This window comes from Patiriisocius marinus, from assembly GCF_008974325.1.
GTDB classification, from domain to species: Bacteria; Bacteroidota; Bacteroidia; order Flavobacteriales; family Flavobacteriaceae; genus Patiriisocius; species Patiriisocius marinus.
In genome coordinates, this window is record NZ_BKCG01000013.1 from 12,943 (window position 1) to 27,093 (window position 14,151).

Genomic DNA, 14,151 nt, shown 5'->3' on the forward strand with positions numbered 1-14,151 from the left:
TATTGTTAGTCTGCAATATTAGGAGCTAACCATTTTAAGGCTTTTTCTTCTGAAATATTCTTGCGTGAAGCAAAGTTCTTTACTTGATCCATTTTAATTTTCCCAAGACCAAAATACCGTGCTTCAGGATTTCCGAAATAATAACCCGAAACTGAAGCAGCTGGCCACATCGCTAGTCCGCTTGTCAATTCCACTCCAATGTTATCTTTTACGTTTAATAATTCCCAAATAGTTTCTTTCTCTAAATGATCTGGACATGCTGGATAACCTGGTGCTGGGCGAATCCCCTTATAATGTTCCTTAATAAGGTCTACATTACTTAATTTTTCATCTGCGCTGTATCCCCAATGTTTCGTTCTAATTTGTTTATGCAGGTATTCTGCGAAAGCCTCGGCCAACCTATCTGCTAGTGCCTTAACCATAATACTATTATAGTCATCATTTTGATTCTCGTATTTTTCTGCTAATTCTTTAGTACCAAAACCAGTGCTCACACAAAAACATCCCATATAATCTTTAAGTCCAGTTTCTTTAGGAGCTACAAAATCTGCCAAAGCAATATTAGGACGACCTATGGCTTTTTTAGATTGTTGACGCAGCGTTCGAAATATAGTTTTCCCTTTAGATTTATTAGCTACAATTGATGAAGATCTATTGGTTATTTCAATATCATCGTCATTAATTGTATTTGCTTCAAAAAGTCCAAAAACAGCTTTTGCCTGTAATAATTTTTCTGAAATTATCTTTTCTAATAATACATCAGCATCTTCGAACAACCCCTTTGCTTGTTGTCCAACAATTTTATCATGTAATATTTGAGGATATTTACCGTGAAGTTCCCAACTTCTAAAAAAAGGGGACCAATCAATGTATTCTCGTAATATTGCAATATCAAAATTATCTATAATTTGCACTCCTAATGTATTGGGTTTTATTATTTGAGAAGTACTCCAATCTATTTCAAGTTTATTCTTTCTTGCTGCTTCAATAGTCTCATACTCCTTAACCCGTTGACGTCCTACAAACTGGTCTCTAAAAATTGCATATTCATTTTTTAAATTACTTTTATAAGAGACTTTCTTATCTTTTTGCAGCAATTCCCCTGCGATAGTTACAGCTCTAGACGCATCGTTTACATGCACAACAGCGTGAGAGTATTGTGGGTCAATTTTAACAGCTGTATGTGCCTTGCTTGTAGTTGCTCCACCAATCATCAATGGAACCTGAAAGTTTTGACGCTCCATTTCTTTTGCAAGAAAAACCATTTCGTCTAATGAAGGTGTTATTAAACCACTTAAACCAATAATGTCGACTTGATGTTTTTTAGCTTCTTCAATAATTTTTCCTGGAGGAACCATCACTCCAAGATCAATTATTTCATAATTATTACACGCTAAAACTACAGACACAATATTCTTTCCAATATCATGAACATCTCCTTTTACAGTAGCCATTAATATCTTCGATACTACTGTATCTGCAATTAAAACTTCCTTTTCTTTATTTTTTTCCCTCTTTTCTTTTTTCTCTCTTTCAATAAATGGTTCTAAATATGCTACAGCTTTTTTCATCACTCGGGCACTTTTGACTACTTGAGGTAAAAACATTTTACCATTTCCGAAGAGATCTCCCACTATATTCATTCCTGTCATTAAATTTCCTTCAATAACATTAATTGTTTCATTGTTATGCAACCGTGCCTCCTCGACATCTTCAATAATATATTGATCAATACCTTTCACTAAAGCTTTAGTAATTCTGTCTTGAAGTGGCTCTTGACGCCAACTTAAATCTATTGTACTTTCTTTAGTAGTACTAATTACAGTATCGGCGAAATCTAAGAGTCGTTCTGTTGCATCGTTTTTTCTATCTAAAATAACATCCTCAACATGTTGTAACAAATCTTTTGGAATGTCATCATACACACCTAACAATGCAGGATTAACTATCCCTATATTCATCCCAGCATTTATGGCGTGATATAAAAACACTGAGTGCATTGCTTCTCGAACAGTATTATTTCCACGGAAACTAAAACTTACATTACTTACACCTCCACTCACACTGCAATAAGGCAAATGCTGCTTCACCCATCGCGTTGCTTCAATAAAATCTATTGCATTTCTTCGATGTTCATCCATTCCAGTTGCCACAGGAAAAATATTTAAATCGAAAATTATATCCTCTGCTGGAAAGTTAACTTGCTCAGTTAATATAACATAAGAGCGTTGAGCAATCTCACAACGACGACTATAATTATCTGCCTGACCCACCTCATCAAAAGCCATAATTATTACCGCAGCACCATATCTTTTAATCAATGTAGCTTGCTGAATGAAAATAGCCTCGCCCTCTTTTAAACTAATAGAGTTTACAATGCATTTACCCTGCACAACTTGTAACCCAGCTTCGATGATTTCCCATTTAGAACTATCAATCATTATTGGTACACGCGCAATATCTGGCTCTGCAATTACTAGATTCAAATAAGTAACCATCGCTTCTTTTCCATCAATTAAACCATCGTCCATATTGATGTCAATAATTTGAGCACCACCCTCAACTTGATGTCTTGCTACTGACAATGCTTCTTCAAACTTTCGTTCCTTAATTAATCGTAAAAACTTTTTAGAACCAGCAACATTTGTTCGTTCCCCTACATTAATAAAATTAGATTCTGGTGTAACAACAAGCGGTTCTAAACCTGATAGCTTTAGAACACGGTTTTTAGTTATAGTTCTTTTTAAGTCAATCATATTTTTAAACAAGTAATGTAGATAGATTTAATAATCTTGGTGTATAATTTTTAGCAACATCAGCAATAGCCTTAATGTGTTCCGGTGTTGTACCGCAGCATCCACCAATAATATTTATAAGTTTTTTATCTAAATATTCACGAATCTGTTCAGCCATTTGCTCTGGTGATTCATCATATTCTCCAAAAGCATTTGGCAACCCCGCATTAGGGTGTGCTGAAATAGCAGCATCAGTTTTCTGCGAAATAACTTCTAAATGAGGGGTAAGCTGCTTGGCTCCCAAAGCACAATTAAACCCAACACTTAATACAGGAATATGTGAAATTGATATTAAAAAAGCTTCAGCAGTTTGCCCTGATAATGTTCTTCCCGAAGCATCAGTTATTGTCCCACTAACCATTATAGGAATATCGATATTTCGTGCTTCTTTCACTTCTTCAATGGCAAATAAGGCAGCTTTAGCATTCAGCGTATCGAAAATAGTTTCCACCAACAACAAATCGACTCCTCCATCTATTAAAGCTTCAGCTTGCTTTTTATACGCAAGTCGTAATTGATCAAAACTAACAGCTCTAAATCCCGGGTCATTAACATCAGGAGACATACTCGCAGTTTTATTTGTTGGTCCCATTGCACCAGCTACAAACCTTGGCTTGAGAGGTTCATTTTCTGTAAAACTATCGGCTACTTTTCTTGCAATATTTGCACTTTCAAAATTCAATTCATAAACGTAATCCTCTAATTCATAATCTGCCATCGCAATAGATGTACTCGAAAAAGTATTAGTTTCAACAATATCTGCACCTGCCTCAAAATACGTTGCGTGCACATCTGCAATTACTTTAGGCTGCGTAATACTTAGCAAATCATTATTTCCTTTTAATGGTTTATGAAAATTTTTGAAACGTTTACTTCTGAAATCTTCTTCACTGAAATTATAGCGCTGCAACATTGTGCCCATAGCCCCATCTAGGATAAGAATTCTATCCTGAAGAGCTTTTTTTATAGTAGCTGTTTTATTATCCATTTTTACTTGCTCATTTACACCATGGAGTTAACCATTAAATTATTCCTTATCGTATCTGTTCACTTAACCGAAGTATATCTCCAAATACTCCTCTCGCTGTAACTTCTGCTCCTGCTCCAGCACCTTGAATTACAATAGGATTATCACCATAATTTTCTGTATAGATTTCAAAAATTGTATCACTTCCTTTTAACTGGCCAATCACTGAATTTCTAGCCACTTGTACCAACCGAACTGCTAATTTGGCACCATCGTTTTTTGTGAGATCACCAGATAATTCTGCTACATATCGTAAAACATTTTTAGAATTACAATTCTTCTTCTTTATAGCAAATGGAATATTTAGAGTTTCTAAAGAGTTTAAAAAATTCTCTTTAGTACCTTTTCTTAATTCCTTTGGTATTAAATTTTCAACCTTAACATCCTCAAGTTCATTGTGTAAATCTAATTCCCGTGCTAAAATCAATAGTTTTCTTGCTACATCATTCCCACAAAGATCTTCACGAGGATCTGGTTCAGTAAAACCTTTGTTAATTGCTTGTACTAATACTTCTTTAAAAGTTTTATTTCCTTCAGAAAACTCATTAAAAATGTAGCTTAATGAACCTGAGAAAACCCCTCTAATTTTAGTGATATTTTCACCGCTAGCATGCAATAATGAGATAGTATCTATTAAAGGTAATCCTGCACCAACATTAGTCTCGTACAAATATTTCTTATTCTTAACTTGTAATGTCGCTCTCAAATTTCGGTAGAAATCTAACGATTGAGTATTGCCTTTTTTATTAGAAGAAACTAAATGAAACCCTGAGTTTACAAAATTTTCATATTCAAAAACAATTGCTTCATCCGCAGTATTATCTACCGCTATAACGTTGTCTAAATCATACGATTTAACAAAATCTAACACTGTTTTTACAGAGTGTTTAATTCCACTTGTTTCTTTTTCATTTAACCAATTCGCTGTAATACCTTCTGGTGCTAAAAGCACTTTTGTAGAATTCGCGACAGCGATTATTTTTAAATTAAGATCCTTTCGCTCTAATAATGATTTTTGCTTTGATAATATTTGTTCAATCAACGCGCCACCAACTAATCCATGACCAAAAATGACTAAATTAACATCTGTTTTTTTCAAGGATTCCAAGTTTATTTTCTCCTGTTTTGACTCTATTATAGCACTCATAAACATCTTTTTATTTTGTAATATTATTTTATTTTGAAACCTCTTTTTCAGTTTTAAAAATTGGTTTCAGAATTTTTGACAACTGATCATATTCAATTAAAAAAGCATCATGACCATGAATAGAATTAATTTCACTTATAGTTACATTGTCTTTTAATAATTTCAAGTATGTATAGGTTTTCCAATTTTCTTGCGGCTTAAAAAATAAATCTGAATTAATTGTAATAATGTGAATGCTTGAAGAAATCGTTGTGGCTACTTCTAAAAATTCACCTCTTCCTCTGGTAATATCTACCGTTTTTAACAAGTGATTCATTAACTTATATGCTGAAAGCTGAAACCTACTTGTCAATTCGTTTCCGTGATAGTTAAGCCAACTTTCAACATTATAAAGCCCTTTCTCCTTTTCAGTTCTTTTAAATTTTTCGGTTAATGATTCTGGTGTTCTGTACAAAGTCATTGCATGTATTCTAGCATCGAACAATGGATTTGCTGAATTATTCAAAATACTATCTTGAATATGACAATTTGCCAACACCCAATCCGTTGACTTCCAGTCTGAAGCTATTGGGATTAAATGCTCTATTACAACTTGATTTATCGCTACCATTTCCCAAGCAATACCTCCTCCCGTTGAACCTCCAATGATTGCAAAAACCTTATTGATGCGCAATTGCTGTAATCCTAATAAAAATAATTGAGCGACATCTCTAGCTGTAAAATTTTTATAATCTTCAATAATATTTTCGGCCTTAGTATCAAAACCGTTTCCCGGAACATTAAAAGCTAAAACCGTATAAGTTTCTGTACTAATACATTTTTCTTTTCCAATAATTTTATTCCACCATCCCGAAACCCCTAGCACATTAGAATTAGCTGTTAATGCATGATTTACAAGTACAATAGGCGCATCGCCTAACGTTCTCCCAAAAATCTGATACGATAAATTAGTAGTTATCTCTCTTCCACTTTCAGTGAAATATGTTGGTATTGATATATATTTTAGCTTGTCCATTATTTAAATTACTGGAAGCTATATTCTTTTTGAAGTGAAATTTTTAACGGTGTTTTATTTTGAATGGTGTCACTTACAGGACAACGATCCTCAACAATTTGCAACCATTTTGTTAGTGTTTTGACACTTGCATCAGTTTCTGGAATGAGATTAAGACTAATAGACTTAAATCCCGCTCTTTCCTCTTGCGAGACTCCTAAAAATCGCTGAGGATTTAATTCGCCTGAAACTTCGATTTTCAATTTCTTAATGGTAAAGCCTAATTCTTTTGCCACTATGTGACCAATTACATTTGTGCAACCGGCAAGACCAGCAAGAATATATTCTACTGGGTTTGGACCCTCATCAGTACCGCCTAATCCTTCGGGTTCATCGACTATTAAACTAAACTGTCTTGTGTTTCCTATAAAGTGAGTTGCAGAAGTATTTTCTCCCGCAACTGTAAATAATAAATCGCTCATAATGTTTTTATTAAAATGAAATTATATAGTAGTTTTCTAATAAAAGCCATACTATTTCTGAAGAACAGTTTCCCGAACTATAATAAATGCTTCTTTTAAATCAGACTTTAAATCTTCAATATTTTCAATACCTACAGACAATCTGATCAAATCTTTACTAACACCTGTAGCCAATTGAGCTTCATCATTCAATTGTTGATGTGTAGTACTTGCTGGATGAATAATAAGAGATTTTGTATCGCCTATATTTGCTAAAAGAGAAAATAACTTAGTCGTATCTGCAATCGCTTTAGCCGAATCATACCCACCTTCAACACCAAAAGTAACTACACCGCTTTGACCATTTGGCAGGTATTTTCTAGCAAGCTTAGTATAAGCACTTGTTTCTAATCCTGGATAGTTTACCCAATTAACTTCTGGTTGTTCTTGTAACCATTTTGCCAATTCAAGCGCATTTTCGCTATGCTTTTTTATACGTAATTCTAGTGTTTCTAAACCCTGAATAATTTGAAATGCATTAAATGGACTTAATGCTCCACCATAATCACGAAGTCCTTCAACTCTAATTTTAGCAATAAAAGCTGCTGGTCCAATAGCCTCACTATAAACTAATCCATGATAACCTGCTGATGGCTCGGTAAATTCTGGAAATTTTCCATTTGTCCAATCAAAAGTCCCTGCATCAATTATAACACCACCCAAAGCAGTTCCATTTCCGTTAATATATTTTGTGAGTGAGTGTATTACTACGTTGGCTCCATATGCAATAGGGTTTAACAGATAAGGTGTTGCCACTGTATTATCTACAATTAATGGTACTTTATACAACTTAGCCTCTTTTGAGATTGCCTCAATATCAAGCACATCAAGCTTTGGGTTTCCTAAGGATTCAATAAAGAAAGCACGAGTGTTTTCCTTTGCTGCTTTATTAAAATTTTCAGGGTTTGAAGGATCAACAAACGTTGTTGTTATCCCGTGGCGAGGTAATGTTACGCTTAATAAATTATAGGTCCCCCCATACAAACTACTTGATGCAACAATATGATCTCCTGCTTTTAAAAGTGTAAGCAATGCCGTAGAAATAGCAGCAGTTCCAGACGCTGTAACAACAGACGCGATACCTCCCTCAAGTGCTGCTAATCGTTGTTCTAAAACATCGTTCGTAGGATTATTTAAACGTGTATAAATGTAATTTGGGACAGTTAAATTAAATCGTCCCGCAGCATCATCAGAATCATCAAAAACATATGCTGTTGATTGATAAATAGGAACCGCGCGTGTTCCACCGTGTTTTGTTACATCGTGTCCTGCATGTAATGCTTGGGTTGCAAATTTTTGGGTACTCATTTTTCTAATTTTTTGGTTGACCGCTCTGTTTTAGTAAGGTCTATTAATAATGATTTAGAAAAATGTTATAAGAATTGACTACAATATTCTGAAAAAACATTGTGTGGTCGTTATCTATCTTTAACTTTCGTTTTAGTAGAATTTAGCACCTTCTCGAAACCGAAATTACGGTATGACATCGAGGGTTGCTAAGGTTTCGTAGGGTCTAATCCCTCCACCTTTCTTGATAACATTTCAATAAAGCTTTGAACTTTGTGAGTACAAATATTGTGAAAAATATTTTAAACTTCCAAATAAAAAAGAATATTTTTCCGATAATAGATATTTAATACCGATAATTTAGATTTAATTACCGCATAAAGCGGATATAAAAGAAAATAAATAATATCATTAGTTTTTAAGCTGAAATTTTAACTAGCCTGTTAAGCACGCTAAACTAAATAATATAGTCTTGCTTCCTTTTTGAATCAGGTTTTCACTCTAGTTCTTCTTTAATTTTGGCTAATTTTGCACAATGAAAAATAGGAAGCTAAAAAATAGTGAGTTAGATCGTATAGATGCTGAAACCTTTAAAATTTCAGAAAAAACACCTATTATTATTATTCTGGATAATATTAGAAGTTTAAATAATATTGGTTCTGTTTTTAGAACGGCAGATGCTTTTTTAGTTAAGAAAATATACCTCTGCGGTATTACAGCGCAGCCACCACATAAGGATATTCAAAAGACTGCCCTTGGAGCTACAGATAGTGTTGAATGGGAATATGCTGAAAACACAATGGACGTAGTTAACAAATTGCAAAGCCTAGGTGTTTATGTCGTAGCGATAGAGCAAGCTGAAAATTCAATAGCACTTCAGGATTTCGCTATTGAAAAAGATAAAACGTACGCAATAGTCTTTGGTCACGAGGTTAAAGGTGTGCAACAAGAAGTTGTTACATCAAGCGATGGCGTTATTGAAATACCGCAATACGGAACAAAACATTCACTTAATATTTCGGTAAGTACTGGTGTGGTAGTTTGGGATTTATTTTCTAAAATTAGACACTAGAAATTAATATACTCTAATGTAATATTTGTTCTAGTATTGAAATATAGTGGGCTCTATTTTTCACGAAATCCATTTCTGATATATCAATTATCTTAATATTATCGTTGTGCGTGTTTTTAATATACTCTAAATATCCATCATTAATTTTTTGAAGGTATTCAGCTTCAATACTCTTCTCGTAGCTTCTTCCTCGCTTTTTAATATTCGCTAATAATCGCTCTGTGTTTTGATACAAATAAATATATACATCTGGCTTAGCTAATTCTTTATGCATTAAATGAAAAAGCTTTTTGTACAAATTGTATTCTTCTGGCTGTAGCGTCACTTTCGCAAAAATTAACGACTTATAAACGTCATAATCCGCTACAACATAATCTTTAAACAAATCAAATTGTTTTATATCCTCTAAAAGTTGTTGGTATCTATCTGCCAAAAATGACATCTCTAAAGGAAACGCATAGCGTTGCTGATCTTCGTAAAATTTAGGTAAAAATGGATTATCTTTAAAACGTTCTAATATAAGTTTCGCATTAAAGTCGTTTGAGATTAAATGCGCTAAACTTGTTTTTCCCGCTCCTATATTTCCTTCTATTGCGATATAATTAATATTGCTAAAATCATAATCACTTCTAGGATTACGAAGCCATTTAGACTGCTTAACAATAGTGCTAGTATCTGAAGTTTGTTCTAAAAGCGTAACAAAACTCTGCTTAAACGATGGATGAAAAAGGCTTGAATTTATTTCCACAAGTGGCTGTAAAACAAATTTACGCTCTTGAATGCGTGGATGTGGAACTTGTAAGCTTTTACTTTCAATGACATCATCGTTATAAAGCAATATATCTATATCAATAACCCTTGACGTATACCCCTCAACTTCAGCTCGCTCTCTTCCTAACTTTTTTTCAATAGCTAAGACAGTTTTTAATGTCTTACTTGAAGTCATTATTGTTGAGACTTCAACAACACAATTTAAAAAGTCACCTCCATCAAAGCCTAAAGCTGGAGTTTCATAAACTGCTGAAATTTTATTTACTGAACCTAACTCTTTAAATAATACATTTACAGCCGCTTGCAAATGTTCGAAGCGATTACCTAGGTTACTACCTAAACTAAGATATATGGTGTGATATTGAATGATAACTAAGGTATTTTATAACGAATTTAAGAAAAACAAAACTAGTGCCTTATATCTTTGCAAACAATAAAACAAGACGTGAATTCCCTTAATTTCAAAGACCAACTAGCTGCACAGCGTATCTATCTCATTTTAGGAGCATTGTTTATATGTTCGCTAGTGGTTTCTAACTTAATATTCCAGAAGTTCTTTTATTGGGATTTCTTTGGTATTTATACGTTTGAAATTTCAGTAGGAATACTTCCGTACCCAATTACATTTTTAATAACTGACATTGTAAGTGAAGTTTACGGAAAACGAAAGGCAAACCAACTAGTGATTGCTGGTATATTTGCTTCATTTTTCTCACTCGCAATTATTTTAATAGCAGATTATGTTCCCGCTACAAGCTGGAGTCCAATCGATAATGGAATGTTTACTAAGGTTTTTGGCGCGACTTCCATTGCAGTTTTTGCTTCAATGATGGCGTATCTATTGGCACAGTTTATCGATATTCAAATTTTTCATTTTTGGAAACGATTAACAAAAGGAAAACATTTATGGTTGCGGAATAATTTCTCAACTTTTATATCACAATTTGTAGATACAGCTACGGTATTATTATTGCTCTGTAGTTTTGGGAAAATAGATTGGGCATTATTTAGTGGCCTTTTATTGAGCGGCTTTTTATTTAAAGTAATAGTAGCAGCACTAGACACCCCTTTTTTATATTTAGCCGTTGGCATTATTAGAGACCGATTTAACCTTAAACAAGGAGAAGAACTTAACGATTATTAAAAAATAAGCATGAAAAAAGTATTGAAAATTAGTGGAATTGTTTTGGGTGTTATCATCCTATTTTTACTTGCCGCACCATATCTTTTTAAAGGATCGTTAGAAAAGCTATTAGTTAAAAATATTAATAAAAACATTAACGCAACTGTGGCTTGGGAAAATTTTGACTTAAGCCTTGTTCGTAGTTTTCCTAATGCAACTTTAGTTGTCGAAAATTTCAGTGTAATTAATAAAGAACCTTTTGCCGGCGATACGTTAGCTAGCGGAGAACAACTTAAATTACATATGGGTATTACACCGCTTTTCAAAAGCGGAGATAACCCCATAAAACTAGATGAAATTATTCTTAACAACACTTATATCAACATTCTTGTAAATGAAAATGGAGTTGCTAATTATGACATTACCAAGAAAAATAATTCTGGTGCAGCTGAACAAACGTCACAAAATGAAAGCAGTGGATTTACCTTCGACTTACAACATTATGAATTAAAAAATTCGCGTGTTAATTATATAGACGAGTCTACTAAAACATATTTATCTCTCAAAGAACTAAACCATGAAGGAACAGGAGATTTTAGTTTAGACAACTTAGAACTTGACACTTACACCAGTGCGATTGTCTCATACAAAATGGACAAACTAGCTTATTTGTCCAATAATAAAGTAGCTCTTGACGCTGTTTTTCAAATGGATCTTACTAATCAGAAATATACATTTCTAGAAAATGAAGCCAAAGTTAACGAGCTTCCATTAAAATTTGATGGTTTTGTAAAAGTCAATGAAAACAGCAATGAAATTGATCTAACTTTCAATACCCCAAGCTCAGACTTTAAAAACTTTCTTGCGGTAATCCCAAAGGAATATGTGAAGGAGTTAGACGGAGTAACCACTACTGGAAATTTTACAGTAAATGGTGTACTTAAAGGTATTGTTGATGAGGAGCATATCCCAACAATGAATATAAAAGTTCGTAGTGAAAACGCCTCTTTCAAATACCCCAATTTACCTAAAACTGTACGCGATATTTCTATAAATGCAGATTTAGTTAATAGCACCGGTCTACTTAAAGACACCTATCTTAACATTGCAGGAATGACTTTCAAAATTGACGAAGAGCTATTTAACCTTAGCGGAAATATTAAAGATTTCACAAATAACATGTTGATTAACCTTGCATTAAAAGGGACTATAAACCTTGCAAATATTGAGAAAGTATTACCTGTCGAACTTGATAAAAAATTAACAGGAATTTTTAAAGCAGACGTCATAACAAACTTTGATATGAAATCTGTGGAAACAGAGCAATACCAAAATATCAAAACTAACGGTACTGCAAGTATTAAGGATTTTACATACCAAGATGCTGCATTTAAAAATCCAATAAACATTGACAACGCAGCAATTACAATGAGCCCTGGAAACATACAGCTAGACAATATGACAGCACGTTCAGGAAGTACAGATATGAATGCCACCGGAAGCATACAAAACCTTATCCCTTGGGTTATGGCAAAACAAGATTTAAAAGGGCGTTTTAAAGTAACATCAAACACTTTTAACGTGAATGATTTTATGACTACTGAAACACCCGCCACTGGAAAAAGCAGCAATAATACATCTTTTAATGAAGAGGCTAGTTTTAAATTGCCAGATTTTCTTGATGCTACTCTAGACTTTAATGTAAACAAAGTGCTGTACGATGATTTAGTATTAGAAAATACGAAAGGAAGTGTTTCAATTAAAGACGAAACCGCAGCCTTAAAAAACGTGACATCAACAATTTTTGGTGGAGATATCGCTATCGACGGAAACGTTAATACAAAACAAACTACTCCTACTTTCGGAATGGACTTAGACTTAAGCAAAATTAATATTGAAGAATCTTTTTCTAAGTTAGGTTTGTTAAAGTTTTTAGCTCCAGTAGCTAAAGCACTTCAAGGTAGTATGACTACTAAATTTAAATTAAATGGAAATTTAAATCAAGACCTTACTCCTAATTTAAAAACATTAGCAGGTACTGCATTTGCTGAAATACTTACTGCTGAAGTAGACAAAAACCAAATGCCATTACTCTCTCAATTAAGTCAACAATTAACATTTATAGATCTTGACAAGCTAAGCCTTCGTGATGTTACAACAAACCTTACCTTTAATGACGGAAACATAATAGTAGCTCCATTTAACTTTGATGTAAAAGGAATTAAAGTAACTGCAGGAGGTTCTCACGGTCTAGATCAACAGATGAATTATAATGTAAAGCTTGATGTTCCTGCTAGATACTTAGGAAGTGAAGTAACATCACTATTATCTAAAATAAATCCTGCCGAAGCAAATGCGATGACTGTTGCTCTTCCTATAGGATTAACAGGAAATTTTACAAATCCTAAAATTAATCTAAACACAAAAGCTGCTATTAGTGAACTAACTCAAAAACTAATTGACAAGCAAAAAGATGAATTGATTGATAAAGGTACAAATGCTATAAAAGACATTATCACTGGAGGAGGAAATTCAAGCGGAAACAATACAACAGGTGGTACCGTAGGTGGAATTCTAAACGGAATTCTAAAACCGAAAGATTCTACTACCACTAATCAAACTACAACTCCTCCAAAAGAAGATCCTCAAACTGTAATTAAAGATGTTTTAGGAGGGATTTTTGGAAATAAAAACAAAGCAAAGGATTCTATTGAAAAAGGAAATTAATTTAAACACACTGTAAGTATCTTCTTAATTTGGCTACCTATAGTGTATGTTTTTATTAACACTTATAATAGGTTTTATAGCTGCGGTCATTGCTGCAGCACCACCTGGAGCAGCAAATTTAGCAGTAATAAACACTACGTTAAACCACTCCATTTACAAATCACGTTTATTAATAATAGGTGCAGGTTTAGGTGAGATTGCAATAGCAATAGCAACCCTATATTACACTAAAATCTTTGTAGGTTTCTTCAAAGAAAACCTCTGGATTCAGATTACTGTATTTAGTTTGTTTATCATAATAGGTATGGGCATATTATTAAAAAAACAGATACCCACTAAAAACCTCAATCTAAAATTCAACATAAAAATACATACATTTTTAAGAGGCTTTTTATTTGCATTTATCAACCCTCCAGTAATATTGTTTTGGGTACTAGCATACACTGTAATAAGAATGTATGGAATTCATATTTCAGAAATGAGTATGGTATCGACACTACTTCTCTTCTTTTTAGGAATTTTTTTAGGTAAAACAGCCACACTTTATGCTTATGCAATTTGGAGCGAAAAACTTAATAGAAAATCAACTAATTCTAAAAGCCGAATTTCAACAATAACAGGTATCGCTCTTGTTGTAATTGGCGTTCTTCAAGCCATTAAATTTTCGTATTTCTAATTTCAGAAATA

Annotated in this window: 10 protein-coding genes, 1 pseudogene and 1 riboswitch; of the genes and pseudogenes, 4 read left to right on the top strand and 7 right to left on the bottom strand. The window is 33.4% G+C overall.

Annotated elements, in window-relative coordinates; genetic code table 11:
* Positions 1-5 precede the first annotated feature (5 nt).
* The 6 genes and pseudogenes from metH to GBH57_RS15435 form a co-directional block, all read right to left on the bottom strand.
* On the bottom strand, positions 6-2,756 hold the full coding sequence (metH, locus tag GBH57_RS15410; protein ID WP_151675395.1) for a methionine synthase: 2,751 nt from the start codon (positions 2,754-2,756) through the stop codon (positions 6-8).
* A gap of 4 nt (positions 2,757-2,760) precedes the next feature.
* On the bottom strand, positions 2,761-3,783 hold the full coding sequence (locus GBH57_RS15415) for a homocysteine S-methyltransferase family protein (RefSeq protein ID WP_151675396.1): 1,023 nt from the start codon (positions 3,781-3,783) through the stop codon (positions 2,761-2,763).
* A gap of 46 nt (positions 3,784-3,829) precedes the next feature.
* Positions 3,830-4,906 (bottom strand): annotated as a pseudogene (locus GBH57_RS15420) (homoserine dehydrogenase family protein); the annotation flags it as partial.
* A gap of 91 nt (positions 4,907-4,997) precedes the next feature.
* A complete protein-coding gene (locus GBH57_RS15425) occupies positions 4,998-5,984 on the bottom strand; it encodes an alpha/beta fold hydrolase (RefSeq protein WP_151675398.1) in 987 nt (328 codons plus the stop codon).
* 8 nt (positions 5,985-5,992) lie between these two features.
* Positions 5,993-6,445, bottom strand: coding sequence for an OsmC family protein (locus GBH57_RS15430; RefSeq protein WP_151675399.1), 453 nt, complete (start codon positions 6,443-6,445; stop codon positions 5,993-5,995).
* Positions 6,446-6,496: 51 nt separating this feature from the next.
* Positions 6,497-7,792 carry an O-acetylhomoserine aminocarboxypropyltransferase/cysteine synthase family protein gene (locus GBH57_RS15435; protein WP_151675400.1) on the bottom strand — a complete coding sequence of 432 codons (1,296 nt, stop codon included), beginning with the start codon at positions 7,790-7,792 and terminating at the stop codon, positions 6,497-6,499.
* A 107-nt stretch (positions 7,793-7,899) separates the two neighbouring features.
* A riboswitch (SAM riboswitch) is annotated at positions 7,900-8,025 on the bottom strand.
* A gap of 281 nt (positions 8,026-8,306) precedes the next feature.
* Between GBH57_RS15435 and GBH57_RS15440 the strand changes: the two genes are divergently transcribed.
* Positions 8,307-8,843, top strand: a complete 537-nt coding sequence (locus GBH57_RS15440; protein ID WP_151675401.1) for an RNA methyltransferase — start codon at positions 8,307-8,309, stop codon at positions 8,841-8,843.
* 13 nt (positions 8,844-8,856) lie between these two features.
* Here the strand turns inward: GBH57_RS15440 and folK are convergent, their stop codons facing one another.
* Complete coding sequence (gene folK / locus GBH57_RS15445; protein ID WP_151675402.1) at positions 8,857-9,984, bottom strand: 2-amino-4-hydroxy-6-hydroxymethyldihydropteridine diphosphokinase; 1,128 nt, start codon at positions 9,982-9,984, stop codon at positions 8,857-8,859.
* A 75-nt stretch (positions 9,985-10,059) separates the two neighbouring features.
* Between folK and GBH57_RS15450 the strand changes: the two genes are divergently transcribed.
* From GBH57_RS15450 to GBH57_RS15460, 3 genes are read left to right on the top strand one after another with little or no spacing between them, the layout of a single operon-like run.
* Positions 10,060-10,758, top strand: coding sequence for a queuosine precursor transporter (locus tag GBH57_RS15450; RefSeq protein ID WP_151675403.1), 699 nt, complete (start codon positions 10,060-10,062; stop codon positions 10,756-10,758).
* A 9-nt stretch (positions 10,759-10,767) separates the two neighbouring features.
* The gene (locus GBH57_RS15455) at positions 10,768-13,464 is read left to right on the top strand and encodes an AsmA family protein (protein ID WP_151675404.1); all 2,697 of its coding nucleotides are present in this window, start codon (positions 10,768-10,770) and stop codon (positions 13,462-13,464) included.
* 46 nt (positions 13,465-13,510) lie between these two features.
* The gene (locus GBH57_RS15460) at positions 13,511-14,140 is read left to right on the top strand and encodes a LysE family transporter (protein ID WP_151675405.1); all 630 of its coding nucleotides are present in this window, start codon (positions 13,511-13,513) and stop codon (positions 14,138-14,140) included.
* Positions 14,141-14,151 lie beyond the last annotated feature (11 nt).